Here is a 26,825-nt window from a genome sequence, read left to right as displayed (position 1 = left end):
TTGATTCGCACAGGTTTAAGGGAGGATATACATAATGAAAAAAGGACGCTTGATTGCGTTTTTCCTTTTCGTTCTATTGATCGGCACGGGCTTGGGCTACTTTACGAAGCCTGCCGCTAACAATATTACGTTAGGATTGGATTTGCAAGGCGGATTTGAGGTGCTGTATGATGTACAGCCTGTAAAAAAAGGTGACAAAATCACAAAAGACGTTCTGGTCAGCACAGTAGAGGCACTGAACCGCCGGGCCAATGTTCTCGGTGTCAGCGAACCGAACATCCAAATTGAAGGGAATAACCGGATTCGCGTTCAGCTCGCTGGTGTGACAAACCAAAACAGAGCGCGTGAAATTTTGGCGACTGAAGCGCAGCTTTCTTTCAGAGATGCAAATGATAAGGAACTGTTAAACGGTGCTGATCTAGTCGAAAACGGCGCTAAACAAACTTATGATAGCACAACAAATGAGCCAATTGTCACGATTAAGCTGAAAGACGCTGATAAATTTGGTGAAGTGACCAAGAAGGTCATGAAAATGGCGCCAAACAACCAGCTTGTCATTTGGTTGGATTATGATAAAGGTGATTCCTTTAAGAAAGAAGTTCAAAAAGAGCATCCTAAATTTGTATCCGCTCCAAATGTAAGTCAGGAACTAAATACAACTGATGTAAAAATTGAAGGTCATTTCACAGCTCAAGAAGCGAAAGATTTAGCCAGCATTTTAAACGCAGGCGCACTTCCTGTGAAACTGACTGAAAAGTATTCGACATCAGTAGGCGCGCAATTCGGCCAGCAGGCTCTCCATGATACGGTGTTTGCCGGTATTGTCGGTATCGCAATTATTTTCTTATTTATGCTTTTCTATTACCGTCTGCCGGGATTAATCGCGGTGATTACGCTGTCTGTTTATATCTACATTACACTCCAGATCTTTGACTGGATGAATGCCGTACTCACGCTTCCGGGAATTGCCGCTCTCATTTTAGGTGTCGGGATGGCTGTTGACGCCAACATTATTACCTATGAGCGGATTAAAGAAGAGCTCAAGCTAGGAAAGTCAGTCCGCTCTGCCTTCCGTTCAGGAAACAGACGGTCATTTGCGACGATTTTTGACGCGAATATTACAACCATTATTGCAGCGGTTGTGCTCTTTATATTTGGGACAAGCTCTGTTAAAGGGTTTGCGACAATGCTGATCCTATCGATTTTGACAAGCTTTATCACTGCCGTTTTCTTATCGAGATTTCTCCTCGCTCTCCTTGTGGAAAGCAGATGGCTTGATCGGAAAAAAGGCTGGTTTGGTGTCAATAAGAAACATATCATGGATATTCAGGATACGGATGAAAATACAGAGCCGCATACGCCATTCCAAAAATGGGATTTCACGAGCAAACGCAAATACTTCTTTATTTTCTCCAGTGCGGTCACGGTTGCCGGGATTATTATCCTGCTTGTGTTCAGGCTGAATCTTGGCATTGACTTTGCAAGCGGTGCACGGATTGAAGTACAAAGCGACCATAAGCTGACGACAGAGCAAGTTGAGAAGGATTTTGAATCTCTGGGTATGGACCCTGATACTGTAGTTCTGTCAGGCGAAAAGAGCAATATCGGTGTTGCCCGTTTTGTCGGGGTGCCAGATAAAGAAACCATAGCAAAAGTAAAAACGTATTTTAAAGACAAATACGGGTCTGAGCCAAATGTCAGCACAGTTTCACCGACAGTCGGTAAGGAGCTGGCAAGAAATGCGCTGTACGCAGTTGCTATAGCTTCTATTGGCATCATTATTTACGTTTCAATCCGATTCGAATACAAAATGGCGATTGCTGCCATTGCTTCATTGCTATATGACGCATTCTTTATCGTCACATTCTTCAGTATTACAAGGCTTGAGGTAGATGTTACGTTCATCGCGGCCATCTTGACGATAATCGGGTATTCCATTAACGATACAATCGTTACATTTGACAGGGTCCGCGAGCATATGAAAAAGCGTAAGCCGAAAACATTTGCCGATCTGAACCATATAGTAAACCTGAGCCTGCAGCAAACCTTTACACGTTCAATTAACACTGTATTAACCGTTGTGATTGTTGTTGTGACATTGCTGATCTTTGGAGCATCTTCTATTACTAACTTCTCAATTGCTTTATTGGTCGGGCTGTTAACAGGCGTTTATTCTTCTCTATACATTGCCGCACAAATTTGGCTTGCATGGAAAGGAAGAGAACTGAAAAAAGATTCGGCGCAATAAAAAATATCAGGCTGTCCTCTGCAGGGCAGCCTGTTTTTTGAAGTTTCATTGAACTTAAAATAGACATTTGCTATAATGACATACGCTTACATTTAAACATATATATGGTGTTAAAAGTGTTTATGGCTGGTTTTCAGATATGTAGGAGGGTTTATATATGAGGGTTCGCGAATCAGAGCTGCCGGGCATAGGACAAAAAGTTGAAATGATTACTAGAAACCGTGATAAAATTTCAATTATCATTCATCATGACGGACGGAGAGAGCTTTACTATTTTGACGAAAACGACCATGAGGAATGTGTTGCCTCCGTGCAGTTTGATGACGCTGAAGCAAGGCAAATGTCTGCAATTCTTGGCGGAATGGCATATAAACCGAAAGCATTAGAACAGGTCGAATCAGCTCTTGATGATTTGATTATAGAGTGGTGTAAAGCAGAGGCGGGAGCGCCTGCCATTCATCAGACGATTGGTGATTTGAATGTGGGTCAGGAATATCATGTGACGGTCATTGCAATTGTTAAAAAGAATCAGGATAAACAACTGAATCCGAGCTCTGAAACAGTCATTGACGAAGGCGATACACTTGTGATTTCCGGTGAGGGAACCGGACTGAAGAGGCTGATCCGGGAAAAATTAACAGCAAAGGGAGCTTAACCTAGTGTTAAGCCATGTTTAAAACCAGTCTTGATGGGGAAAGTTACCTCAATAAGAAGTTTGGGGGAAAAGAGAATGAATAAACAATGGACCATTATTTTCGCACTTATTTTCACCTTAATTGTCGCTATTTTCGCAGTCATTAATGTTCGATCCGTAGAAGTTGATTACCTGTTTGGAAGATCAGAATGGCCGCTCATTCTTGTTATTTTGGGCTCAGTTTTAATGGGAGCGCTGATCGTATTTTCTGTCGGCATTTTTCAGGTAATGAAATTGAAGCGGGAAATAAAAACCTTGCGGAAAGAAAATAGAACAGCAATACATAAACAAGAGGATACTCATCTTGCTGATCAGACTGACACACAGGATGCATCAGCCATGATTGAGAAAAAAGACTAGTTTTCGAATATTATTTGAAACCCCTCAGCCTGCTCTAGTATAATAGGGTGGTTGAGGGGTGAATTTATGTTAGCGTCAAAAATGCGATGGGAAATCCAGCGACCAGATCAGGATAAGGTCAAATCACTCACAGAACAATTGCATATAACACCTCTTGTTGCGTCCCTGCTTGTAAAAAGAGGCTTTGATACGGCAGAAAGCGCTAGGCTGTTTTTACATACAAAGGATGCCGATTTTTATGATCCTTTTGAAATGAAAGGCATGAAAGAAGCGGCAGATCGAATAAAACAGGCGATTTCACAACAAGAAAAGATTATGATATATGGCGATTATGACGCCGATGGGGTTACAAGTACGTCAGTGATGCTTCACACGCTGCAAAAACTGTCGGCTCAAGTTGATTTTTATATACCTGACCGTTTTAAAGAAGGATATGGACCTAATGAACAGGCGTTTCGTTCGATTAAAGAACGGGGCTTCTCTTTGATCATTACGGTTGATACAGGAATTGCCGCTGTGCATGAAGCGAAGGTGGCAAAGGAACTCGGACTGGATGTCATCATTACCGATCATCATGAACCGGGACCGGAGCTTCCGGATGTCCGTGCGATCGTCCACCCGAAGCAGCCTGGCTGCACTTACCCGTTTAAAGAGCTTGCCGGGGTTGGAGTCGCGTTTAAGCTTGCCCACGCTCTATTGGGTGAACTTCCTGATGAACTGCTTGACCTGGCGGCTATCGGCACCATTGCCGATCTAGTCCCGCTGCATGACGAAAACAGATTAATAGCAACACTAGGACTTGAAAGGCTTCGACGGACAAATCGGCTCGGCTTAAAAGAGCTGATTAAGCTGTCAGGCGGAGACATCGGAGAAGCGAACGAAGAAACAGTCGGATTTCAGCTCGCACCAAGGCTGAATGCCGTCGGAAGAATCGAACAGGCGGATCCCGCTGTTCATTTGCTTATGTCAGAGGATTCGTTTGAAGCGGAAGAGCTTGCCGCAGAAATTGACCAGCTGAACAAAGAGCGCCAAAAAATGGTCAGCAAAATGACGGATGAAGCGATTGAAATGGTTGAACAGCAAGGGCTCGATCAAACTGCAATTGTCGTGGCCAAAGCCGGATGGAACCCGGGAGTCGTCGGGATTGTGGCTTCAAAGCTTGTGGACCTTTTCTACCGACCGGCCATTGTTCTTGGCATTGATGAAGAAAAGGGAATCGCTAAAGGTTCGGCCCGAAGCATCAGAGGATTTAATTTATTTGAGAGCCTTTCTGAATGCAGAGATATTCTTCCTCATTTCGGCGGCCATCCAATGGCTGCGGGGATGACGCTGAAAGCCGAAGATGTGCCGGATTTGCGAAGCAGGCTGAATGAAATAGCGGACAATACGCTTACGGAAGAGGATTTTATTCCCGTACAGGAAGTCGACCTTGTCTGCGGCGTCGAAGACATTACAGTTGAAAGCATCGCAGAAATGAACATGCTGTCTCCTTTTGGCATGCTGAACCCGAAACCGCACGTTCTCGTAGAAAACGCAGTACTGGAAGATGTCCGCAAGATAGGGGCAAATAAAACTCATGTCAAAATGACGATCAGAAACGAGTCGTCCCAGCTTGATTGCGTCGGTTTTAATAAAGGCGAGCTTGAAGAAGGCATCGTACCGGGTTCAAGAATTTCCATTGTCGGTGAAATGTCAATCAACGAATGGAACAATCGAAAAAAGCCGCAGCTTATGATAAAGGATGCCGCTGTTTCTGAATGGCAGCTGTTTGATTTAAGGGGAAAACGGACGTGGGAAGACACAGTTTCCGCCCTTCCATCTGCTAAACGGGCCATTGTCTCTTTCAAAGAAGACTCAACAACATTACTTCAAACTGAAGACCTTCGCCGAGAAGTGCACGTCATCAGTTCTAAAGATCAAGCAAAGGCGTTTGACCTCGATGGTGCATATATTGTATTACTGGATCCGCCGCCTTCGCTGGACATGCTCGCACGTTTGCTGGAAGGAAAGGCGCCCGAGCGGATATATTTTATTTTTCTCAATCATGAGGACCACTTTTTATCAACTTTTCCCGCAAGAGACCACTTTAAATGGTATTATGCGTTCTTGCTGAAAAGAGGCGCTTTTGACGTGAAAAAACACGGTTCAGAGCTTGCAAAACATAAAGGCTGGTCCGTTGAAACAATCAATTTCATGACAAAGGTGTTTTTTGATCTCGGTTTTGTTAAAATAGAGAATGGTGTGCTGTCTGTTGTGAGCGGAGCAAAGAAACGCGACTTAACAGACTCACAAACATATCAGGCGAAACAGCAGCTGATGGAACTGGATCAAAAGCTGAATTATTCTTCTGCTGAAGAGCTGAAGGAATGGCTGAATAAGCTGATGAAACAAGATTCAGAGGCTTATGAAAGTACGAGGAGGACATAAAACAGATGGATTTAAAACAATACGTAACAATTGTACCGGATTACCCGAAAGAGGGCGTGCAATTTAAAGATATTACGACACTGATGGATAAAGGCGATGTATACCGCTATGCCACAGATCAAATTGTTGAATATGCGAAAGAAAAGCAAATTGATTTGGTCGTTGGCCCTGAAGCGCGCGGCTTTATTATCGGCTGTCCCGTTGCTTACGCGCTTGGCGTAGGTTTTGCGCCGGTCCGCAAAGAAGGCAAGTTGCCTCGTGAAGTAATCAAAGTGGATTATGGCTTGGAATACGGAAAAGACGTATTAACGATCCACAAAGATGCGATTAAGCCTGGTCAGCGTGTGCTTATTACGGATGACCTGCTTGCGACAGGCGGCACAATTGAAGCGACAATCAAACTTGTTGAAGAACTTGGCGGCGTTGTTGCTGGTATCGCTTTCTTAATCGAGCTTTCTTACCTTGACGGCAGAAATAAGCTCGAAGATTACGACATCTTAACATTGATGAAATACTAAGGATAACCGCATAACGAAAAAGCACTCCATGTCAGGGTGCTTTTTTCCTATTGTTTTGCATTTATTTTATATAATATTTGGCTATTTGAACTTCTGCTCTTTACATCTTTCGTTTTTTTCTTGATAATAAACTACAATACAGTTTACATTTTAAAAAAGGTGATTCCATGGCGAACGAACAAGTATTGACTGCCGAGCAAGTTATAGATAAAGCGCGCAGCTATCTATCTGATGAGCATATCGCATTTGTCGAAAAAGCATATCTGTACGCTGAAGATGCTCATCGCGAGCAATACCGCAAATCGGGCGAGCCATATATTATTCATCCGATTCAGGTTGCGGGGATTCTCGTCGATCTTGAAATGGACCCTTCCACAATCGCGGGCGGATTTTTGCACGATGTCGTGGAAGATACAGATGTGACGCTCGATGACCTGAAAGAAGCATTTTCCGAAGAAGTGGCAATGCTTGTAGACGGCGTAACGAAACTCGGCAAAATTAAATATAAATCTCAAGAGGAACAGCAGGCGGAAAATCATCGCAAAATGTTTGTCGCTATGGCTCAAGATATCAGGGTCATATTGATCAAGCTGGCGGATCGTCTTCACAATATGCGGACACTGAAACATCTGCCTCAGGAAAAACAGCGGAGAATCTCCAATGAAACGCTGGAAATTTTTGCTCCTTTGGCGCATCGTCTCGGGATTTCAAAAATTAAGTGGGAATTGGAAGATACGGCGCTCCGTTATTTGAACCCTCAACAATATTACAGAATTGTCAACCTCATGAAGAAGAAACGTGCAGAACGTGAGCTTTATGTTGATGAGGTTGTCAATGAAGTGAAGAAACGTGTCGAAGAAGTAAATATCAAGGCTGACTTCTCGGGACGCCCGAAACATATTTACAGCATTTATCGAAAAATGGTGCTGCAAAATAAGCAATTCAATGAAATTTACGATTTGCTGGCTGTCCGTATTCTTGTGAACAGCATAAAGGACTGCTACGCGGTGCTTGGCATCATTCACACATGCTGGAAACCGATGCCCGGCAGATTCAAAGATTATATCGCAATGCCGAAGCCGAATATGTATCAATCGCTTCATACAACGGTTATTGGGCCTAAAGGCGATCCGCTTGAAGTGCAGATCCGCACCTTTGAAATGCATGAAATAGCGGAATACGGGGTTGCGGCTCACTGGGCTTATAAAGAAGGGAAAGCAGCCAATGAAGGTGCAACCTTTGAGAAAAAGCTTTCTTGGTTCCGTGAAATTTTAGAATTTCAAAATGAATCGACAGATGCAGAAGAATTTATGGAATCGCTCAAAATTGATTTGTTCTCTGACATGGTGTATGTCTTTACGCCAAAAGGAGATGTAATCGAGCTTCCGTCCGGTTCTGTTCCGATTGACTTTTCTTACCGGATTCACTCTGAAATCGGCAATAAAACAATCGGTGCCAAAGTAAACGGAAAAATGGTTACGCTTGACCATAAGCTTCGGACAGGTGATATCGTTGAAATTCTCACTTCTAAGCATTCCTACGGCCCGAGCCAGGATTGGGTAAAGCTTGCCCAAACATCCCAAGCGAAGCATAAGATCCGTCAATTCTTTAAGAAACAGCGGCGTGAAGAAAATGTCGAAAAAGGCCGTGAGTTGGTCGAAAAAGAAATTAAAAACTTGGATTTTGAATTGAAGGATGTTTTAACGCCGGAGAATATTCAAAAGGTTGCTGACAAATTTAATTTCTCAAATGAAGAGGATATGTACGCGGCGGTCGGTTACAACGGCATTACGGCTCTGCAGGTGGCGAACCGCCTAACAGAAAAAGAGAGAAAGCAGCGCGACCAGGAAGAACAGGAAAAGATCGTTCAGGAAGTTACTGGGGAACCTAAGCCGTACCCGCAAGGAAGAAAACGGGAAGCTGGCGTTCGTGTCAAGGGCATCGACAACCTCCTTGTCCGTTTATCAAAATGCTGCAATCCTGTGCCAGGTGATGATATTGTCGGCTTTATCACAAAAGGCAGAGGGGTTTCGGTCCATCGCGAAGACTGTCCGAATGTCAAAACGAATGAAGCCCAAGAGCGGCTGATCCCGGTAGAGTGGGAGCATGAGTCACAAGTTCAAAAGCGCAAGGAATACAATGTTGAGATAGAGATTCTTGGGTATGACCGCCGCGGATTGCTGAACGAGGTGCTCCAGGCAGTGAATGAAACGAAAACAAATATTTCATCTGTCTCTGGCAAATCGGATCGCAATAAAGTGGCAACCATTCATATGGCGATTTTTATTCAGAATATCAATCACTTGCACAAAGTCGTCGAGCGTATTAAACAGATTAGAGATATCTACTCTGTGCGCCGCGTCATGAACTAAAGGGGTTAGAAAATGAGATTAGTTGTTCAGCGAGTAACAGAAGCAAGCGTTACAGTGGACGAAGAGGTCGTCGGCCAAATTGGACAAGGCCTTATGGTGCTGGTCGGCATCACTCATGATGATACAGAAGATGATGCAGCTTATTTAGCCGATAAAGTTGTCAATCTCCGTATTTTCGATGACAGTGAAGGAAAAATGAATCTGTCTCTTGTAGATATAGGAGGAGAGATTTTATCCGTCTCACAGTTTACGCTTTATGGAGATACGAAAAAAGGGCGCCGGCCGAACTACATGAACGCGGCCAAACCTGATAAAGCTTTAGGTCTTTATGAAAAATGGAATGACCTGCTTCGTGAAAAAGGAATCAAAGTGGAGACCGGAACGTTTGGAGCAATGATGGATGTTCAGCTTACAAACTCCGGACCGGTCACGCTCATTATGGATTCAAAATAAAAAAAGCTGCCAAAAGGCAGCTTTTTTATTGGAAGTATTTCTCTAATCCGCTTTCGATCCCATCTGTTACTTTTTCTTGGTATGAGTTGCTATGTACAATGGCTTCTTCCTGCGGATGGCTTACATATCCCAGCTCGTACAGCATAGCGGGCTGTCTGTTTTCCCGGAGCACATAATAATCTCCGAATAATACGCCGCGGTCTGGAATGGAAGAACGCTTCACCACTTCTGAGTGGACATCTGATGCGAGTTCCTGATCTTTGGCAGGACTGTAGTAATATGCTGTACTGCCTCTTGTAGAGGTATCCGCATAGCTGTCATAATGAATGCTGATAAAGGCGTCAGCGTTACGGTAGTGAGAGGTAGAGACCCGTGACTGCAGGCTGACAAAGGTATCATCCTGGCGTGTCACATATACATCCGCTCCAGCCGATCTAAGTTTGCTGGCGAGCAGTTTTGCCGTTTTGATCGTCAGGTTTTTCTCGAATTTCCCCGAATACCCGATCGTTCCGCTGTCTTTTCCTCCATGTCCCGGGTCAACAATAATCGTTTTATTGTTTAGAGAGCCGTTTCCAGACGGGGAATCAGAGACTGGCGGTTCACCTGCTTCTTCTGCGCTTTTAGACGTTTGGACCACCCAATTGGCTACATAAGCAGTCTGCCCGTTATCAAGCTTTATTTCATACCAGCTTCCCTTTGAACCGGTAATGGTGTATGAATCTCCTTTGGCAGCGCGCTCAACGATCGAAGCTGATGTTGACGCATCACTTCTTAGATTCGTTCCTCCGTACATGATATAGGCTTTTTTAGCGGAGGATGAACTGCCGGCATTTGCTGGATCATCAGCTGGAACAGAACTAGTCAAAAGGTAATGGCTTGCAACCCAGCCTTTTAGCCCGTTCACCTCAATGTGAGCCCAGCCATTTTTCTCGTTGAGAACCGTCAGTTTCGTTCCGCGATCAAGTTTTGTTATAATTGCCGCGTCATGTGAGGCGGAGGCTCTTACATTTAGCGAAGAAACACCGACTGTGCCCGTCGTTGACGCACCAGAATCCTCGGTTTGGTCACTCTCATCAGACGCTGAACTGCTGCCTCCTGATGTGACATATTCAGATGATACCCATCCGGTGGCACTGTGATAGGATATCTTGATCCAGCCCGAATCTTTATCAATGACAGATGCTTGGCTGCCTTGCGGGAATTTGCCGATGACTTCGTAGGAAGTGCCCGGGCCGCTTCTCATCCGCAGATCGGGGTCTGTTGATGTCACAGTGTCACTGCTTCCTGAGGAGCTTGTGCTGGCCTGGTCTTCCTTTGTAATAAGCCAGGAGACTACCCAGCCCTTTTCTCCGGAACCAAGCTGTATCTGCACCCAGTCTCCATCTTCCTTTAAAATCGGATAGCGTTCTCCCTTTTTTACTTCCGCTGTAATGCCGTAGCTAAGCCCAGGGCCGCTTCTGACGTTCATTTCATCTGTTGCGATGACCGCTTCTCCTTGAGCAGCTGTAATGGATGAAAAGGTCGGGAATAGCGCTGCGGTGAAAATAATACATACAATAAGGACAAAGTATTTCTTGTTCATTGTGTCCTCCTTTCTGATGATCATTAAAAAAGCATTCTTGTTTAATATCGTAAAGTCCTTTCTGATTTTTAAATAAAAATAAAATGATTTGTTTATACTAAGCGTAAATACAATCAAAAAGGTGTGCAAATCATGAAATATCATCCAAAAATGGGACGTGCATTTCACGACGGTGAAGCGAATCTGCATTACAGCGATCACGCAGATCCCGATACGACTGGTTATCTTACGGAAACAGCATCTGAATTTGGTCTTATGTCCAAAGAAGCAGCGCTGAGGAAAAACAACCGGAATAAAGCTTGACAGAGAACCCCAATCCCATTATTATAATAGAAATTGAGTACATAGCAAATGATGAAAGATTTGAACCAATAATGGAGAAGAGTAGGTCAGATTGCATGATTAGAGAGGAACCCGCCCCAGGCTGAAAGCGGATCCCATTGCGTCTTTCTCGAAACAACACTCCGGAGGTTTCCTGCTGAACGCGTGAATAACGCCATTAGGCAGTGAACGTGAACCTGCGTTAAAGGATCGAGCGGGAATATGAACGTATTCCAACTAGGGTGGCACCACGGGTATAACTCTCGTCCCTACTATCATGTATAGTAGGGGCGAGAGTTTTTTTCATTTTCATCATTAACGATCATTGGATATTTTATAAGGAATACATAAGGAGGTCTACCTATGGGATATAACATTCCGAGAGGAACACAGGATATTCTGCCTGGAGAATCAGATCGCTGGCAGTATGTTGAACAAATTATGAGAGACACTTGCCGCACTTATCAATATAAAGAAATCCGCACACCGATTTTTGAGCATACAGAACTGTTTGCCAGAGGCGTCGGAGAATCAACGGATATCGTACAAAAAGAAATGTATACCTTCGAGGACCGCAAAGGCAGAAGCCTGACGCTTCGTCCGGAGGGAACAGCTGCTGCGGTTCGCGCTTTTAATGAAAACAAGCTGTTCGCAAATCCTGTACAGCCGACAAAGCTTTATTATGTCGGGCCGATGTTCCGTTATGAACGTCCTCAGACAGGCCGTTACCGCCAGTTTTATCAGTTTGGAATTGAAGCGATTGGTTCGAAAGACCCTGCAATCGACGCTGAAGTAATGACGCTTGCGATGAGTATTTATGAAAAAGCAGGTTTAGAAAACGTTAAGCTTGTCATAAACAGTCTCGGCGATCAAGATAGCCGCAAAAGCTACAGAGAAGCGCTCGTGAAACACTTCGAGCCTCGCATTGAAGAATTTTGTTCAGACTGCCAGTCCCGGCTGCACACGAACCCGCTTAGAATCTTGGACTGCAAAAAAGACCGAGATCATGAGTTGATGAAATCGGCACCTTCGATTTTGACATATTTAAATGAAGAATCAGCCGCTTATTTTGACAAAGTGAAACAATACTTAAATGATCTTGGCATTTCGTATGAAATCGATCCAAACCTTGTGAGAGGGCTGGATTATTACAACCACACCGCATTTGAAATTATGAGCAATGCGGAAGGCTTTGGCGCGATTACGACACTTGCCGGCGGCGGACGCTACGACGGGCTTGTCGAACAGATCGGCGGACCTGAAGCACCGGGCATCGGATTTGCGATGAGCATCGAACGCTTGCTTGCCGCAATTGATGCTGAAAAAAGAGAGCTGCCTGTTGATAAGGGAATCGACTGCTATATCGTCACACTCGGCGAAAAAGCAAAGGATTATTCTGTTTCATTGGTGTACAAACTGAGAGAAGCAGGCATTTCCAGTGAAATCGATTATGAAAATAAGAAAATGAAAGGCCAGTTTAAAACAGCTGATCGCTTAAATGCCAGATTTATTGCGATTTTGGGTGAAGATGAGCTTGCCCAAAACAAAATCAATGTAAAGGATGCACAGACGGGCGAACAGATTGAAGTGGCACTTGATGAATTTATACATGTGATGAAGGCAAACCAAAAGGGATAAGGAGTGAAACGCATTGTTTGGAAGAACATATTATTGCGGTGATATAACTGAAAAAGCAATTGGCGAATCTGTAACGCTGAAAGGCTGGGTCCAAAAAAGACGAGACCTCGGCGGATTGATTTTTATTGACTTGCGTGACCGTACGGGAATTGTTCAAGTCGTTTTCAACCCCGATGTGTCAAAAGAAGCGCTTGCTGTTGCGGAAGGCATCAGAAATGAATACGTGCTTGATGTTCAAGGAAAAGTAGTGGCGCGTGAAGAGGGAACAGTTAATCCGAATTTGAAAACAGGCGCGATCGAAATACATGCTGATGGAGTGAACGTATTAAATGCTGCAAAGACTCCTCCATTTGCGATTTCTGATCAAGCTGAAGAAGTGTCAGAGGACGTTCGTTTAAAACACCGTTACTTAGATTTGCGCAGACCGGCTATGTTCCAGACGATGCAGCTGCGCCATAACGTGACGAAAGCTGTTCGCAGCTTTTTAGATGAAAATGGGTTTCTTGATATTGAAACGCCGATTTTAACAAAAAGCACGCCTGAAGGCGCACGTGACTACTTGGTGCCGAGCCGTGTGCACGAAGGTGAGTTCTACGCGCTGCCGCAGTCCCCGCAGCTATTTAAACAGCTTCTGATGGTATCAGGCATTGAACGGTATTATCAGATTGCCCGCTGTTTCCGTGATGAAGACTTGCGTGCGGACCGCCAGCCTGAGTTCACGCAAATTGATATTGAAATGTCCTTTATGAGCCAGGAAGACATTATGTCATTGGCTGAGGATATGATGGCAAAGATTATGCGTGAAACAAAAGGCGTGGAAATTAAGCTTCCTCTTCCTCGAATGACGTATGACGAAGCAATGAACAAGTACGGTTCTGATAAACCGGATACGCGTTTTGACATGCTTTTGACAGATGTGTCTGACATTGTGAAGGATACGGAATTTAAAGTATTCTCATCAGCTGTAGCAAACGGCGGTGTGGTCAAAGCCATCAACGTAAAAGGCGGTGCCGGCGATTACTCCAGAAAAGACATCGATGCTCTTGGCGCTTTTGCTGCAAACTATGGGGCGAAAGGACTTGCCTGGGTGAAAGTTGAACCAGACGGAGTGAAAGGACCGATCGCTAAATTCTTTGATGAAGAAAAGCAGTCTAAGCTGATTGAAGCACTTGATGCTGCTGAAGGTGATTTGTTGCTGTTCGGAGCGGATCAATTTGAAGTTGTGGCCGCATCACTCGGCGCGCTGCGTTTAAAGCTTGGGAAAGAGCGTGGGCTGATTGACGAAAACCTGTTCAATTTCTTATGGGTCATTGACTGGCCGCTATTAGAGCATGATCCTGAGGAAGGCCGTTTCTACGCAGCGCACCATCCGTTCACAATGCCTGTCCGGGAAGACCTTGAGCTGATTGAAACAGCGCCTGAAGACATGAAAGCACAAGCTTATGACCTCGTCTTAAACGGCTATGAGCTTGGCGGCGGTTCAATCCGTATTTTCGAAAAGGATATTCAGGAAAAAATGTTTGCGCTTCTCGGCTTCTCACCAGAAGAAGCGGCTGAACAGTTCGGATTCCTGCTGGAAGCATTTGAATACGGCGCTCCTCCGCACGGCGGAATCGCACTTGGCTTAGACCGTCTCGTTATGCTTCTCGCAGGACGTACGAACCTGAGAGATACGATTGCATTCCCGAAAACGGCAAGTGCAAGCTGCCTGATGACAGAGGCGCCGGGAGAAGTAAGCGACGCTCAGCTTGACGAGCTTCATCTTTCTATCAAGAAAAAAGTTAAGAACTGAATGTGCAGTTCGATTCTTGAAAATCAAAATCGTCTGTGATATGATTTTGACAAGTTAAATAAAGTCCTGATGTGTTAGTTGTACACCTAGTTTTGACCGAACATTTTTTTGATTTGGGAGCCCGCATTTTTAAATGGCGTACATGCCTCTTTTCATTCGGTAAAGAGGACTTACAAGATTTAAAAGAGGGCACCCACCTGCTGAGAGCGGGTTCAAAACAAAGGAAAGCTGCAACGGCACTATTGGGACTTTATTTTTTGTGCGCAGAAAAAACGGCTGCTCATGGATCAGCCATTTTCATTTTATAGATGAAACCAGAATACGAATGTGGAGTGAGGTTCTTGTTACACCAGTTTTCACGCAATGAATTAGCTATCGGAAAAGAAGGCCTTGAAACGCTGAAAAACAGCACAGTTGCTGTGCTTGGGGTCGGCGGAGTCGGATCGTTCGCGGCAGAAGCGCTCGCGCGGTCAGGCGTCGGCCGCATTCTGCTTGTCGACAAAGATGATGTGGACATTACAAATGTAAACCGTCAGCTTCACGCGCTGCTTTCAACTGTCGGACAGCCGAAAGTTGATTTAATGAAGGCGCGGATCGCAGACATTAATCCGGAGTGTGAAGTGATCGCGTTAAAAATGTTCTATACGGAGGAAACGTATGAGCAGTTTTTTGACTATGATCTTGACTATGTCATTGATGCGTCAGACACCATCTGTTATAAAATTCATTTAATGAAGGAATGTCTGAAACGGGATATTCCGCTCATCTCCAGCATGGGTGCTGCAAATAAAACGGATCCGACACGCTTCCAAATCGCTGATATCTCAAAAACGCACACTGATCCAATTGCGAAGGTCGTCCGTACGAAATTACGCAAGGAGGGTATCAAAAAAGGCGTTCAAGTGATTTTCTCTGATGAAAGCCCGATTGTCATTCGGGAAGATGTCAGAAAAGAAGTGGGGAATGACGAAGCGAAAATCCGTAAAGCAAAAATGCCGCCTTCCTCTAATGCTTTTGTGCCGTCAGTTGCAGGTTTGATTATGGGCGGACATGTTGTCATGGATCTTTTGAAAGACATTGAAATCAAACGTGTGAAGGATAAATAATGCATAAAAACAGCCTTGATGATCAAGGCTGTTTTTGTTTTATTTTCTTTTCATTAATTTATCGTACACCTGCTTTAAGGCGGATTCGAATTTTCCTGTCTGTTTCGGCTTATAGTATTGCTTATTTTTCAGAGGATCAGGGAGGTATTGTTGTTCGACCCAACCGTTGTCGTAATTGTGCGGGTATTTATAGTCGATTCCTCTTCCTAATTCCTGAGCTCCTTTATAATGCGCGTCTTTTAAATGCTTCGGGACATCCCCAATTTTTCCGGCTCTGATATCTGCCAGGGCCTCATCGATTGCCAGAATGGCAGAGTTTGATTTCGGTGAGAGGCAAAGCTCAATAACTGCGTTGGCCAGCGGGATTCGCGCTTCAGGAAACCCGACTCGCTCAGCGGTCTGAATAGCGTTCAGCACTCTAGGGCCGGCTTGCGGGCTTGCTAAACCGATATCTTCATAGGCGATAACAAGCAATCGTCTTGCGATGCTCTCCAGATCACCGGCTTCAATTAATCTAGCCAAATAGTGAAGAGCAGCGTTGGCATCAGAGCCGCGGATCGATTTTTGAAAAGCGGACAGTACATCATAATGCGCGTCACCATCTTTATCGTGAGAAAAGCTTTTTTTCTGCAAGCATTCTTCCGCGGTTTCTAATGTAATGTGAATTTCACCGTCTGCTGACTCCTTCGTTGACAACACGGCAAGCTCAAGCGCATTTAAAGCGGAGCGGACATCTCCTCCGCATCCGTGGGCAAAATGCTCCATCGCCTGATCATCAATGGATACAGAATAGGTGCCAAGGCCCCGATGCTCATCATGGAGCGCACGTTCCAGTGCCTGTTTAATCAGATCAGGTGTTAACGGTTCAAGCTCAAAAATCTGGGTCCGGCTTCTGATCGCCGGATTAATGGCATGATACGGGTTAGCCGTCGTTGCTCCGATCAAAATGATCATTCCGTTTTCTAAATAGGGTAATAGAAAATCCTGTTTTCCTTTATCCAGCCTGTGGACTTCATCCAGAATCAAAATCACTTGGCCGGACATCTTGGCTTCCTGAGCTACGATTTCCATATCTTTTTTATTGTTAATGACAGCATTCAGCTTTCGAAAAGCAATACTTGTTGAACCGGCGATTGCTGTTGCGATTGATGTTTTTCCAATTCCGGGCGGCCCGTACAAAATCATGGATGACAAATGTTTTGCCTGGACCATTCTGCCAATAATTTTATCTTCAGCCACCAGATGCTGCTGGCCGATAATATCCTCTATTTTTGTCGGACGCATCCGATATGCCAATGGCTTCATCTATCATCTCTCCTTACTTAATTACAGGGTAACGGAAAACCGTACATTAGAAAAGGGTAAAGGCCCCTTTCCTTCTGCCTCAATGAAAATTCGCTGAAGGTATGTTATAATAACAGTTGGTCTATAAGATAATAAACGGACGAAACATATAGAAATTACCATTATAAATGTGGAAAATCATGAAATAACAGAGGTGTTCATGTTGAAAATATCAACTAAGGGAAGATACGGGCTCACCATTATGATCGAGCTTGCAAAAAAGCACGGTGAAGGCCCGACTTCATTAAAAAGCATCGCACAGACGAATAATTTGTCCGAGCATTATTTGGAGCAGCTGGTATCGCCGCTCAGAAATGCCGGTTTAGTGAAAAGCATCAGAGGCGCATATGGCGGATATGTATTAGGCAGTGAGCCGGATGCCATTACCGCGGGAGATATTATCCGTGTGCTTGAGGGGCCGATCAGCCCTGTTGAAGTGCTGGAAGATGAGGAGCCTGCCAAGCGTGAGCTCTGGATTCGCATCCGGGATGCTGTAAAAGAGGTTTTGGACAGTACAACATTAGAGGATCTTGCCAGCTATACAGACGGAGAGCAAGAAGCTTATATGTTCTATATTTAGATCAGAGGTGTAAACATAATGGAACGGATTTATTTAGATCATGCCGCAACGTCTCCGATGGATGAGCGCGTGCTGGAAAAAATGATACCGCACTTCTCCGGCAGTTTCGGTAATCCCTCCAGTATTCATTCATTTGGCAGAGAATCTCGAAAATGGGTGGATGAAGCAAGAGCGCAGATCGCAGCAGAAATCGGAGCGGCAGAGCAGGAGATCATTTTTACAAGCGGGGGAACGGAAGCTGATAACTTGGCGATCATGGGAACCGCACTTGCAAGAAAAGATCTTGGCAGACATATCATCACAACAAAAATTGAGCATCACGCCGTGCTTCACACATGTGAAAAACTTGAGGAAGACGGATTTGACATAACGTATCTGGACGTTGACCAAAATGGAAGAGTCAGTGCAAAACAGGTGAAAGAAGCACTGCGTGATGATACAATCCTTGTGACAGTGATGTATGGAAATAATGAAGTTGGAACAGTGCAGCCGATCGAAGAAATCGGTGAGCTGTTAAAGGAACACAAAGCTTATTTTCATACCGATGCTGTTCAGGCATTCGGGTTGCTGCCAATTGACGTGAAAAACAGCCATATTGACCTTCTGTCTGTTTCCGGGCACAAGCTCAACGGGCCAAAAGGGACAGGCTTTTTATATGCTAGTAAAGATGTGAAGCTTTCACCGCTTTTATTCGGAGGAGAGCAAGAAAGAAAACGCCGTGCCGGAACGGAAAATGTTCCAGGCATTGTCGGGCTGAAAGAAGCGATCAAGCTGTCAAGTGAAGAACGTAACGAAAAAAACGAGAAGTATCAATCGTTTAAAGCAATCTTTGCCGACACGCTTAGAGATGCAGGTGTAGCATTCGAGATCAACGGGGACAAAGAGCATAGTCTGCCGCATGTTCTGAATCTTTATTTCCCCGGTGTGTCAGTGGAAGCGCTGCTGGTCAATCTTGATATGGCGGGTGTCGCTGTCTCCAGCGGTTCAGCGTGTACGGCCGGTTCAGTCCTGCCGTCACATGTTCTGACTGCTATGTTCGGAGAAGAGAGTGACCGGCTGACGTCCTCTATTCGAATCAGCTTCGGCCTCGGCAATACGGCTGAGCAAGTGAAAACTGCTGCCAAACATGTGGCCGACGTTGTCAAACGGCTGACATAATAAGGCGGCGTAGTAATTGGAGTGAATGAAATGGAAAAACGGCCGGAGGATACAAGAGTCGTCGTCGGCATGTCCGGCGGAGTAGACTCATCTGTGGCGGCCCTGCTGTTAAAAGAACAGGGCTATGATGTAATCGGAATCTTTATGAAAAACTGGGATGATACGGACGAAAACGGTTTTTGCACGGCGACAGAGGATTATGAAGATGTGATCCGCGTCTGCAACCAAATCGGAATTCCGTATTATGCCGTAAACTTTGAAAAGCAATATTATGAGAAGGTATTTCAATACTTCCTTGATGAATATAAAGCAGGCAGAACACCAAACCCGGATGTACTGTGCAACAAAGAAATTAAATTCAAGGCCTTTTTAGAGCATGCATTGTCACTTGGCGCCGACTATTTAGCGACTGGCCACTATGCAAGAGTAGACAGAAGCGGCGGAAAAGTCAGAATGCTGCGCGGCATTGATGAAAACAAGGATCAAACGTACTTCTTGAATCAGCTGACAGAAGATACGCTGAGCAAAGTCATGTTCCCGATCGGTGAACTTCAAAAAAGCCGTGTGCGTGAAATCGCCAAAGAAGCAGAACTTGCAACAGCGACGAAAAAAGACAGTACAGGCATCTGCTTTATCGGCGAACGCAACTTCAAAACGTTTCTCAGCCAATATCTCCCTGCACAGCCGGGCGATATGATGACGATGGACGGCGAAGTAAAAGGCCGCCACGACGGGTTGATGTACTATACGATCGGACAGCGTCACGGCCTTGGCATCGGCGGAAGCGGCGAGCCGTGGTTTGCGGTAGGGAAAGATCTTGAAAAGAACATCCTCTACGTAGATCAAGGGTTCCATAACCCTCTTTTATATTCCGACAAAATCACAGCAACAAATATCAGCTGGGTACGTTCGGATATCATGAAGGGCGAAGAGATTTCCTGCACGGCTAAATTCCGTTACCGCCAAGAGGATCATAAAGTAACGGTGCGCATGACTGGCGAGGGTGAAGCGGAAGTCATCTTTGATGAACAAGTCCGCGCTGTAACGCCTGGACAAGCCGTTGTCTTCTATGACGGCGAAGAATGCCTTGGCGGCGGGACAATTGATGATGTGTACAAAGACGGAACAAAATTGTGGTACGTATAAAGATGAAAAACCTCAACACTGAGTTGGGGTTTTTTAATGAAAGGAAGATGATCGGTGGATTATAATCAACTCGGTATAGAGGCGATGCAGGAAGGCGATTACGAGAAAGCGGCAGAGGCATTTACAAAAGCGATTGAAGAAAATAAAGAAGACGCGATTCCGTATATCAATTTTGCCAACCTGCTTTCATCCGTAAACGAGCTGGAACGTGCGCTTGCGTTTTATGATAAAGCGCTTGAATTAGACAGTAGCGCAGCCACTGCTTATTATGGAGCAGGAAATGTCTATGTTGTAAAAGAAATGTACAAAGAAGCGAAAGACATGTTTGAAAAAGCGTTACGTGCGGGGATGGAAAACGGCGACCTGTTTTACATGCTCGGAACGGTACTTGTCAAGCTCGAACAGCCTAAGCTTGCACTGCCATATTTACAAAGAGCGGTCGAACTGAATGAAAACGATACGGAAGCGCGTTTTCAATTCGGGATGTGCTTAGCCAACGAGGGCATGCTGGACGAAGCGCTCAGCCAATTCGCAGCTGTGACAGAGCAAGACGCGGGGCATGCAGATGCATTTTATAATGCCGGTGTCGCTTATGCTTATAAAGAAAACCGAGAAAAAGCGCTTGAAATGCTGGACAAGGCAATCGATATCCAGCCAGATCATATGCTTGCGCTTCATGCTAAAAAACTGATTGATCCATCATAACAGGCACAGGAGGAGGGACAGCTCGTGCAGCAGCATCCGGATCAGCTTAAACTGGAGGAAGAGCCCTATTTAAAAGGGACAGTCAACACAGTCATCTATCATAATGACACCAATTTATATACGGTTCTGAAAGTGAAAGTCACAGAGACCTCCGAAGCCATTGAAGATAAAGCCGTATCCGTGACGGGCTACTTCCCTGCGCTTCAAGAAGAAGAGACCTACACGTTTTACGGAAAGATCGTAACCCATCCAAAATTCGGGCTCCAATTTCAGGCGGAGCATTTCAAAAAGGAGATTCCGACGACTAAGGAAGGCATCATTCAATATTTATCGAGTGATTTATTCGAGGGGATCGGAAAAAAAACAGCTGAAGAAATTGTGAAAAAGCTGGGCGACAGCGCCATTAATAAAATATTGGCTGACGCTTCAGTGCTTTATGATGTTCCCAGACTCTCAAAAAAGAAAGCCGACACGCTGGCTGGCGCATTGCAGCGGCATCAGGGACTGGAGCAAATCATGATTTCCTTGAATCAGTTTGGCTTTGGCCCGCAGCTTTCTATGAAAATCTATCAAGCCTATGAATCCGAGACGCTTGAAAAGATTCAGGAAAACCCTTATCAGCTTGTGAAGGATGTAGAAGGCATCGGGTTTGGGAAAGCGGATGAGCTGGGCAGCAGAATGGGTCTTTCAGGTAACCATCCTGAGCGGGTAAAAGCTGCTATTTTGTACACGCTTGAAACGACTTGTCTGTCAGAGGGGCACACGTACATAGAAACGGAACAGCTGATCATTGACACCCAATCTCTGTTAAATCAGTCAGCAAGGGAAGGACAGCGCATCACAGAAATGGATGCCGCTAACGCGATTATTGCCCTTGGAGAAAATAAAGACATTGTCATTGAAGATGGCCGCTGTTATTTTCCATCGCTGTTTTACGCAGAACAAAACGTTGCAAAGCGTGTGAAACATATCGCTAGCCAAACCGAATATGAGAACCAGTTTCCCGAATCAGAGTTTTTGCTCGCGTTGGGAGAACTGGAAGAACGGATGAACGTTCAGTATGCCCCCAGCCAGAAGGAAGCGATTCAAAAAGCCCTTTCCTCGCCGATGCTTCTTTTAACAGGCGGCCCGGGAACAGGAAAAACGACGGTAATCAGAGGGATTGTCGAGCTCTACGGAGAGCTTCACGGTGTGTCACTAGACCCGTCAGCTTATAAAAAGGATGAAGCTTTTCCGATTGTTTTAGCCGCTCCGACAGGGAGAGCAGCAAAACGGATGAGTGAATCCACGGGACTTCCTGCAGTCACGATACACAGGCTGCTTGGCTGGAACGGCGCTGAAGGCTTTACTCATACAGAGGATCAGCCGATCGAAGGGAAGCTGTTAATTATCGATGAAGCCAGTATGCTTGATATATGGCTGGCGAACCATTTGTTCAAGGCGATCCCTGATCATATACAAATCATCATTGTCGGAGACGAAGACCAGCTGCCTTCCGTCGGTCCGGGACAAGTGCTCAGAGACCTGCTGGCATCCCAGGTGATTCCGACTGTGAGACTGACAGACATCTATCGCCAGGCGGAGGGGTCATCAATCGTCGAGCTTGCCCACCAGATGAAAAATGGATTGCTGCCGAATAATTTGACTGCCCCGACAAAGGACCGTTCCTTTATTCGCTGCGGAGGCTCGCAAATTAAAGAAGTTGTTGAGAAGGTTGTCGCCAATGCATTGAAAAAAGGCTATACAGCAAAGGACATTCAGGTCCTCGCTCCGATGTACAGAGGAAAAGCCGGCATTAATGAATTGAATGTGATGCTGCAGGACATTTTAAATCCTCCTAAAGAAAAACGAAGAGAATTGAAGTTCGGGGATGTTGTCTACAGAACCGGAGATAAAATTTTGCAGCTTGTCAATCAGCCGGAAAACAATGTATTCAACGGAGATATTGGAGAAATCACGTCGATATTTTATGCAAAGGAAAATACAGAAAAAGAAGATATGGCCGTCGTTTCTTTTGACGGCAATGAAATGACATTTACGAAAAAAGATTTTAATCAATTTACCCATGCGTATTGCTGTTCTATTCATAAATCGCAGGGAAGTGAATTTCCGATTGTGGTTTTGCCTGTTGTGAAAGGCTATTATAGAATGCTCAGAAGAAACCTTCTTTATACCGCGATTACAAGAGCGAAGAAATTTCTCATTTTATGTGGGGAAGAGGAGGCGCTGGAGTGGGGCGTGAAAAATAATGATGCAACTGTCAGACAGACCTCCTTGAAAAACAGGCTATCCGTACAGGTTGAGGAAATGGATGCCGAGCTTGAGGCTTTGCAAAAAGAGCTCCCGTTCAGCGTACACGACGCCAACATTGGCATGGAAGGCATTACACCATTCGATTTTATGAAAGAAGAACAGCAATAAAATGCTCCCGTGCAAGCGGGAGTTTTTTTCATTTGCAGTGGAATTGATTTCATCGTATGAGTCTAAGGCGCAAAGCAAAACCTAAGCCTGTTCAACAAAAGGTGGTTGATCACACTTTGAGAACATGCCATGAAGTAGAAGGATTCCCAGTATACTCAGAACGAACTTCTAGTTATCTTGGGACAATTTCCGATATTTGTTTTTCTCTGAAAGGAGATTGTCTTGGGTTTATTCTTGCACAAAAACGCTTTTTGCATCATCATCATGCGCTATTACGGGCGTGTGATATCTCTTCCATTCTTGATGACCGCATATTGGCTTCGGTCAGTTCAGAACAGCTTTTGCCTCTTCCGAAATCATGCTTCACATACGAGCAGATGAAGATGAAGCTTGTGAAATCGCAAGAGGGCGATATATTGGGGATGCTGGAAGATGTATACTTTTGTTTGGACAGGGGCATAATCGTAGCATATGAACTCTCGGACGGTTTCTTTTCTGACCTGGCGGGAAGCAAGCGCCAGATCCAAAGAGCGGATTCGCTTGTCGAGGTGCGGAAAGACGAGATCGTTCTGAACGGATAGAGGTGTGAGGTATGCTTATATGCCCGAATTGCAAAAGTAAGGATATCGGCAAAATCGGCGTGAACCAATATTATTGTTGGGGCTGTTTTATTGAACTGACAGTGGCGAAAGGGAAGATTGCAACTCATCAGGTGGAAGAAGACGGAACGTTAAGCAGCTTGGATGATTTGTTTTCTGAGGATGAACGCAGCATCAATTTTTAATCATGAAAGGAGATGCGCAGGATGAATCGGACGATGACTTCTCTTTTGGCAATGGGAGCCGGAGCTCTCGTGTACCGAATGGCGACTCAATCTGACATGCTGAATAATCGAAGCATGAAGCGGATGAGAAGAAGAATTACGAAAATGTTTTAATGCAAAAAGGATACTCTCCAAAGAGTATCCTTTTCTATGTTTGCCGGACCTCGAGGCGTCTTGCTGCGAGTGAAAGGCTGTAGTTGACTGCGAAATACATAAGGGCCGCAAGTAAAAAGATCGGGAAAAAATAACTGCCGTCTGCGCTTTGGCCGTTAATAATTTGCGCGTTGTGAATCAGTTCAGGCAGGGCGATCACAACAGCGAGCGATGTATCTTTTAATAAAGAAATAAACTGGCTTACGATGGGCGGAACCATGCGGCGAAGCGCTTGCGGCATAACGATAAAGAACAGGGTCTGTGTATAGCTCAGCCCGGAGGAGCGCGCCGCTTCAATTTGTCCTTTGTCAATTGATTTCAGTCCGCTTCGGATAATTTCAGATAGCATAGCGGATTCAAAAATCGTTAGTGCTGTAATTGCAGCAGCTGTTATTTCAAGCTTAATACCAATTTCCGGAAGGGCAAAAAACGTAAAGAAAATAATTAACAGCAAGGGGAGGTTTCTGATCGTTTCAACGAGAACCGCAATCAATTGAGAAAGAACGGGAACTTTCGCATAACGCAGGGTGCCTGCGATTAAACCGAAGAAAAAGCTCAGAATGATGGAGATGAAAGCAACGTACAAGGTGACGAGAAAGCCATCCCATAAAAACGCTAAATGCTCCTGTGAATAAGCACCGATGAAATCCAATGTAACTCACTCCTTATCAATAGCTTTTTTCCAGCCGTTTTTCCAGATAGTTAACACCGATGCTAAGCGGAATCGTCAGCACTAAGTAAAAAAGCGCCACAAAAATATAAACATCAAATACAACGAGTGTGCTCGACGAAACTAAATCGGCTTGGTACATAAGATCCAATCCGGCCACAACCCCAAGAATCGAAGAGTTTTTGACTAAGTTTAAAAATTGATTGCCTAAAGGCGGAATGACGATTTTGATTGCCTGCGGCAAAATGATATGGAGCATGGCTTGGCTGTAGGTAAAGCCTGACGAGCGTGACGCTTCCATCTGCCCTTTTGAAACAGACTGGATGCCTGCTCTGATGGCTTCAGCGATAAACGCAGAGGTATAAATGGTGAGAGCAACCGTTCCCGCTTGAAAACCGTCAAGCCTCAGGCCTGCGTTTGGAAGTCCGAAATAGAAAACAAAGGTAATTAAAAGAAGAGGGATGTTGCGGATGAATTCTACATATGCGGTCCCTAGCCATTGCAGCGGCTTAAAGACTGTTATTCTCATAACCGCTACAGCGACGCCGAGGACAAAACTGCCGGCCAGCGCGATAACACTTGCGAGCAAGGTATGGTAAAAACCGTCCATATACATGCCGAAGTTATCGAAAAGAATTGACACATTCATCTGCCTATTCACTCCTTATCAAATTGGGATGAGCATCGCCTGCTCATCCCGGGATGGTTGTTATTCAGCTGGGTCTTCTTTGATCCATTTTTTATAAATTTCATCGTATCTGCCATCCGACTTCATCTTTTTAAGTGAAGCGTTGATTTCTTTCGCGAGAGCAGATTGCCCTTTTTTCACGGCGATCCCGTAAGGCTCATCTGTAAAAGGCTTTCCTGTTAATTGATAATTTTTATTTTCATCGGCCATTCCATATAAAATCGCATTATCTGTGGTGAGGGCATCGCCTTGCCCCGATTTAAGGGCTGTAAAGGCTTCTGCGTAGTTTTCAAATTCTAAAACAGATGCTTCAGGCGCCTTTTCACGAATGTTTTGAGAGGAGGTGGAGCCTTTTACTGCAAGAACTTTTGAGCTTTTGTCAAGATCCTCGACACTCTTGATTTTGCTGCCTTTTTTCACGAGAAGCGATTGCCCGGCCTCGAAATAGACATCAGAAAAGTCAACTTCCTTTTTTCGTTCATCAGTGATCGTCATTGTGGCGACAATGGCGTCGATATCCCCGTTTTGCAGCATAGGAATCCTTGTTTTTGAGGTGACCTCTTTAAATTCAGCTTTTTTCTCATCACCTAAAATGTCTTTAGCGATTTGTTTGGCAATATCAATATCAAAACCCTCAATCTCACCTGAGCTTGGATTTTTAAGACCGAACAGTCGAGTGTCCGTTTTTACGCCGAAGACAATTTTGTCATTGTCTTTAATGGCGGCTAGCGTATCTTTTTTGCTCTCCTTTGAGGCTTCTCCGTTTGATCCCTTGCTGCCGCAAGCGGCAAGCAAGATGACAGCGAATAAAGAAATCAATGCTAAAGAAAAAATCTTTTTCATACAAGCTCCCCCATTCTGTTTTAATGATTTAAAATACGGCTTAAGAATAAGCGGGCCCGTTCTTCCTTTGGGTTCGCGTAAAACTCAGCCGGCATTGCTTCTTCTAAAATCTTTCCTTCGTCAATGAAGACAATCCGGTCGGCAACTTCTTTGGCAAACCCCATTTCGTGTGTCACGACAACCATTGTCATGCCTTCTTTGGCGAGTGTTTTCATGACATCTAGCACCTCACCGATCATTTCAGGATCAAGTGCTGATGTCGGCTCGTCAAACAGCATGACCTCCGGCTTCATCGCCAGTCCTCTTGCGATGGCAACACGCTGCTGCTGCCCGCCGGAAAGCTGGGAAGGATAGGCGTCAGCCTTGTCTGGGATGCCGACTTTTTCAAGATAGTACCGCGCCGTTTCCTTTGCTTGTTCAGGTGATTGTCTAAGCACTTTTACCGGAGCCAGCATGATGTTCTGCAGCACTGTTTTATGTGGATATAAATGAAAGTGCTGAAACACCATCCCGATATTTTGCCGCACTTGATTGATATCAGTTTTTCTGTCGTTAATGGCGGTGCCGTTTACTGTGAGCACTCCCTCATTGATCGTCTCAAGTCTGTTGATGCATCTGAGCAATGTGCTTTTACCGGAACCGGATGGGCCGATGATAACAACGACTTCACCTTTTTCGATTTGAAGATTAATTTGTTTTAACACGTGAAAATCTCCGTAATGCTTGTTTACATTTTGAAATGTGATCATCGCAATCCTCCTATCAGAAAATTTGACCAAAAAG

General features: G+C 44.9%; 25 protein-coding genes, 1 other RNA gene and 1 other annotated feature. Of the genes, 20 read left to right on the top strand and 6 right to left on the bottom strand.

Annotated features, from left to right (window positions below; translation table 11 throughout):
- Positions 1–34 precede the first annotated feature (34 nt).
- The 7 genes from secDF (at position 35) to dtd (ending at position 9,072) form a co-directional block, all read left to right on the top strand.
- Positions 35–2,248: a protein translocase subunit SecDF gene (gene secDF, locus ACFVP7_RS15300; protein WP_015251564.1), complete on the top strand. Its 2,214-nt coding sequence runs from the start codon at positions 35–37 to the stop codon at positions 2,246–2,248.
- Between the two features lie 157 nt (positions 2,249–2,405).
- Positions 2,406–2,903, top strand: coding sequence for a cation:proton antiporter regulatory subunit (locus ACFVP7_RS15295; protein ID WP_003229739.1), 498 nt, complete (start codon positions 2,406–2,408; stop codon positions 2,901–2,903).
- A 75-nt stretch (positions 2,904–2,978) separates the two neighbouring features.
- Positions 2,979–3,302: a lipopolysaccharide assembly LapA domain-containing protein gene (locus ACFVP7_RS15290; protein ID WP_003229740.1), complete on the top strand. Its 324-nt coding sequence runs from the start codon at positions 2,979–2,981 to the stop codon at positions 3,300–3,302.
- A gap of 66 nt (positions 3,303–3,368) precedes the next feature.
- Complete coding sequence (gene recJ / locus ACFVP7_RS15285; RefSeq protein ID WP_396582430.1) at positions 3,369–5,729, top strand: single-stranded-DNA-specific exonuclease RecJ; 2,361 nt, start codon at positions 3,369–3,371, stop codon at positions 5,727–5,729.
- 5 nt (positions 5,730–5,734) lie between these two features.
- Positions 5,735–6,247: an adenine phosphoribosyltransferase gene (locus ACFVP7_RS15280; RefSeq protein WP_003229745.1), complete on the top strand. Its 513-nt coding sequence runs from the start codon at positions 5,735–5,737 to the stop codon at positions 6,245–6,247.
- A 167-nt stretch (positions 6,248–6,414) separates the two neighbouring features.
- Positions 6,415–8,619 (top strand): GTP diphosphokinase, encoded by a 2,205-nt coding sequence (relA, locus tag ACFVP7_RS15275; protein ID WP_003229747.1) that lies wholly within the window; start codon positions 6,415–6,417, stop codon positions 8,617–8,619.
- A 12-nt stretch (positions 8,620–8,631) separates the two neighbouring features.
- On the top strand, positions 8,632–9,072 hold the full coding sequence (gene dtd / locus ACFVP7_RS15270) for a D-aminoacyl-tRNA deacylase (protein WP_004398689.1): 441 nt from the start codon (positions 8,632–8,634) through the stop codon (positions 9,070–9,072).
- Positions 9,073–9,097: 25 nt separating this feature from the next.
- Here dtd and ACFVP7_RS15265 read toward each other — a convergent pair whose 3' ends face one another.
- Positions 9,098–10,654, bottom strand: a complete 1,557-nt coding sequence (locus tag ACFVP7_RS15265; protein ID WP_396582428.1) for an SH3 domain-containing protein — start codon at positions 10,652–10,654, stop codon at positions 9,098–9,100.
- Between the two features lie 132 nt (positions 10,655–10,786).
- Between ACFVP7_RS15265 and ACFVP7_RS15260 the strand changes: the two genes are divergently transcribed.
- The 5 genes from ACFVP7_RS15260 to ACFVP7_RS15240 all read left to right on the top strand — a co-directional run bounded on the left by ACFVP7_RS15260 (position 10,787) and on the right by ACFVP7_RS15240 (position 15,511).
- Positions 10,787–10,957 (top strand): YrzK family protein, encoded by a 171-nt coding sequence (locus ACFVP7_RS15260; protein WP_004399157.1) that lies wholly within the window; start codon positions 10,787–10,789, stop codon positions 10,955–10,957.
- Between the two features lie 59 nt (positions 10,958–11,016).
- Positions 11,017–11,249 (top strand) — a binding site (T-box leader).
- Between the two features lie 89 nt (positions 11,250–11,338).
- Entirely contained in the window at positions 11,339–12,613 is a 1,275-nt protein-coding gene (hisS, locus tag ACFVP7_RS15255) for a histidine--tRNA ligase (RefSeq protein ID WP_396582426.1), read from the top strand.
- A 13-nt stretch (positions 12,614–12,626) separates the two neighbouring features.
- A complete protein-coding gene (gene aspS / locus ACFVP7_RS15250; protein WP_396582424.1) occupies positions 12,627–14,405 on the top strand; it encodes an aspartate--tRNA ligase in 1,779 nt (592 codons plus the stop codon).
- A 60-nt stretch (positions 14,406–14,465) separates the two neighbouring features.
- Positions 14,466–14,658: non-coding RNA, 6S RNA (gene ssrS / locus ACFVP7_RS15245), on the top strand.
- A gap of 88 nt (positions 14,659–14,746) precedes the next feature.
- Complete coding sequence (locus ACFVP7_RS15240; protein WP_003229763.1) at positions 14,747–15,511, top strand: ThiF family adenylyltransferase; 765 nt, start codon at positions 14,747–14,749, stop codon at positions 15,509–15,511.
- 39 nt (positions 15,512–15,550) lie between these two features.
- Here ACFVP7_RS15240 and ACFVP7_RS15235 read toward each other — a convergent pair whose 3' ends face one another.
- On the bottom strand, positions 15,551–16,816 hold the full coding sequence (locus ACFVP7_RS15235; RefSeq protein WP_015714437.1) for a replication-associated recombination protein A: 1,266 nt from the start codon (positions 16,814–16,816) through the stop codon (positions 15,551–15,553).
- A gap of 202 nt (positions 16,817–17,018) precedes the next feature.
- Between ACFVP7_RS15235 and cymR the strand changes: the two genes are divergently transcribed.
- The 8 genes from cymR to ACFVP7_RS15195 all read left to right on the top strand — a co-directional run bounded on the left by cymR (position 17,019) and on the right by ACFVP7_RS15195 (position 23,802).
- Positions 17,019–17,435: a cysteine metabolism transcriptional regulator CymR gene (gene cymR / locus ACFVP7_RS15230; protein ID WP_003225879.1), complete on the top strand. Its 417-nt coding sequence runs from the start codon at positions 17,019–17,021 to the stop codon at positions 17,433–17,435.
- A gap of 18 nt (positions 17,436–17,453) precedes the next feature.
- Positions 17,454–18,593: a cysteine desulfurase family protein gene (locus ACFVP7_RS15225; protein WP_124048050.1), complete on the top strand. Its 1,140-nt coding sequence runs from the start codon at positions 17,454–17,456 to the stop codon at positions 18,591–18,593.
- A 30-nt stretch (positions 18,594–18,623) separates the two neighbouring features.
- Positions 18,624–19,739, top strand: coding sequence for a tRNA 2-thiouridine(34) synthase MnmA (mnmA, locus tag ACFVP7_RS15220; protein WP_004398509.1), 1,116 nt, complete (start codon positions 18,624–18,626; stop codon positions 19,737–19,739).
- 84 nt (positions 19,740–19,823) lie between these two features.
- On the top strand, positions 19,824–20,444 hold the full coding sequence (locus ACFVP7_RS15215; protein WP_205764506.1) for a tetratricopeptide repeat protein: 621 nt from the start codon (positions 19,824–19,826) through the stop codon (positions 20,442–20,444).
- A gap of 24 nt (positions 20,445–20,468) precedes the next feature.
- On the top strand, positions 20,469–22,865 hold the full coding sequence (locus ACFVP7_RS15210) for an ATP-dependent RecD-like DNA helicase (protein WP_014477509.1): 2,397 nt from the start codon (positions 20,469–20,471) through the stop codon (positions 22,863–22,865).
- A gap of 56 nt (positions 22,866–22,921) precedes the next feature.
- The gene (locus ACFVP7_RS15205; RefSeq protein ID WP_072173323.1) at positions 22,922–23,446 is read left to right on the top strand and encodes a PRC-barrel domain-containing protein; all 525 of its coding nucleotides are present in this window, start codon (positions 22,922–22,924) and stop codon (positions 23,444–23,446) included.
- An 11-nt stretch (positions 23,447–23,457) separates the two neighbouring features.
- Positions 23,458–23,649, top strand: a complete 192-nt coding sequence (locus ACFVP7_RS15200) for a hypothetical protein (protein WP_003225893.1) — start codon at positions 23,458–23,460, stop codon at positions 23,647–23,649.
- 21 nt (positions 23,650–23,670) lie between these two features.
- Positions 23,671–23,802 (top strand): YrzQ family protein, encoded by a 132-nt coding sequence (locus tag ACFVP7_RS15195; RefSeq protein WP_003229780.1) that lies wholly within the window; start codon positions 23,671–23,673, stop codon positions 23,800–23,802.
- A gap of 34 nt (positions 23,803–23,836) precedes the next feature.
- On the opposite strand, the gene ACFVP7_RS15190 is transcribed toward ACFVP7_RS15195, so the two are convergent.
- The 4 genes from ACFVP7_RS15190 to ACFVP7_RS15175 are packed head-to-tail and all read right to left on the bottom strand — an operon-like array spanning position 23,837 to position 26,791.
- On the bottom strand, positions 23,837–24,493 hold the full coding sequence (locus tag ACFVP7_RS15190; RefSeq protein ID WP_003229784.1) for an amino acid ABC transporter permease: 657 nt from the start codon (positions 24,491–24,493) through the stop codon (positions 23,837–23,839).
- A 16-nt stretch (positions 24,494–24,509) separates the two neighbouring features.
- Positions 24,510–25,160 carry an amino acid ABC transporter permease gene (locus ACFVP7_RS15185; RefSeq protein WP_041850168.1) on the bottom strand — a complete coding sequence of 217 codons (651 nt, stop codon included), beginning with the start codon at positions 25,158–25,160 and terminating at the stop codon, positions 24,510–24,512.
- A gap of 60 nt (positions 25,161–25,220) precedes the next feature.
- Positions 25,221–26,042 (bottom strand): glutamine ABC transporter substrate-binding protein GlnH, encoded by an 822-nt coding sequence (gene glnH, locus ACFVP7_RS15180; RefSeq protein ID WP_396582420.1) that lies wholly within the window; start codon positions 26,040–26,042, stop codon positions 25,221–25,223.
- A 20-nt stretch (positions 26,043–26,062) separates the two neighbouring features.
- Positions 26,063–26,791, bottom strand: a complete 729-nt coding sequence (locus ACFVP7_RS15175; RefSeq protein WP_064670983.1) for an amino acid ABC transporter ATP-binding protein — start codon at positions 26,789–26,791, stop codon at positions 26,063–26,065.
- Positions 26,792–26,825: the final 34 nt, after the last annotated feature.

The sequence above is a fragment of the Bacillus sp. SG20033 genome (assembly GCF_044570195.1).
GTDB lineage: Bacteria > Bacillota > Bacilli > Bacillales > Bacillaceae > Bacillus > Bacillus subtilis.
This window is presented reverse-complemented; position numbering and strand designations above follow the sequence as displayed.

Coding starts and splice junctions, on each gene's coding strand:
- secDF (WP_015251564.1), top strand. CDS start 35: ATGAAAAAAGGACGCTTGATTGCGTTTTTCCTTTTCGTTCTATTGATC.
- ACFVP7_RS15295 (WP_003229739.1), top strand. CDS start 2,406: ATGAGGGTTCGCGAATCAGAGCTGCCGGGCATAGGACAAAAAGTTGAA.
- ACFVP7_RS15290 (WP_003229740.1), top strand. CDS start 2,979: ATGAATAAACAATGGACCATTATTTTCGCACTTATTTTCACCTTAATT.
- recJ (WP_396582430.1), top strand. CDS start 3,369: ATGTTAGCGTCAAAAATGCGATGGGAAATCCAGCGACCAGATCAGGAT.
- ACFVP7_RS15280 (WP_003229745.1), top strand. CDS start 5,735: ATGGATTTAAAACAATACGTAACAATTGTACCGGATTACCCGAAAGAG.
- relA (WP_003229747.1), top strand. CDS start 6,415: ATGGCGAACGAACAAGTATTGACTGCCGAGCAAGTTATAGATAAAGCG.
- dtd (WP_004398689.1), top strand. CDS start 8,632: ATGAGATTAGTTGTTCAGCGAGTAACAGAAGCAAGCGTTACAGTGGAC.
- ACFVP7_RS15265 (WP_396582428.1), bottom strand. CDS start 10,654: ATGAACAAGAAATACTTTGTCCTTATTGTATGTATTATTTTCACCGCA.
- ACFVP7_RS15260 (WP_004399157.1), top strand. CDS start 10,787: ATGAAATATCATCCAAAAATGGGACGTGCATTTCACGACGGTGAAGCG.
- hisS (WP_396582426.1), top strand. CDS start 11,339: ATGGGATATAACATTCCGAGAGGAACACAGGATATTCTGCCTGGAGAA.
- ACFVP7_RS15235 (WP_015714437.1), bottom strand. CDS start 16,816: ATGAAGCCATTGGCATATCGGATGCGTCCGACAAAAATAGAGGATATT.
- ACFVP7_RS15225 (WP_124048050.1), top strand. CDS start 17,454: ATGGAACGGATTTATTTAGATCATGCCGCAACGTCTCCGATGGATGAG.
- mnmA (WP_004398509.1), top strand. CDS start 18,624: ATGGAAAAACGGCCGGAGGATACAAGAGTCGTCGTCGGCATGTCCGGC.
- ACFVP7_RS15215 (WP_205764506.1), top strand. CDS start 19,824: ATGCAGGAAGGCGATTACGAGAAAGCGGCAGAGGCATTTACAAAAGCG.
- ACFVP7_RS15205 (WP_072173323.1), top strand. CDS start 22,922: ATGAGTCTAAGGCGCAAAGCAAAACCTAAGCCTGTTCAACAAAAGGTG.
- ACFVP7_RS15200 (WP_003225893.1), top strand. CDS start 23,458: ATGCTTATATGCCCGAATTGCAAAAGTAAGGATATCGGCAAAATCGGC.
- ACFVP7_RS15195 (WP_003229780.1), top strand. CDS start 23,671: ATGAATCGGACGATGACTTCTCTTTTGGCAATGGGAGCCGGAGCTCTC.
- ACFVP7_RS15185 (WP_041850168.1), bottom strand. CDS start 25,160: ATGAATGTGTCAATTCTTTTCGATAACTTCGGCATGTATATGGACGGT.
- glnH (WP_396582420.1), bottom strand. CDS start 26,042: ATGAAAAAGATTTTTTCTTTAGCATTGATTTCTTTATTCGCTGTCATC.
- ACFVP7_RS15175 (WP_064670983.1), bottom strand. CDS start 26,791: ATGATCACATTTCAAAATGTAAACAAGCATTACGGAGATTTTCACGTG.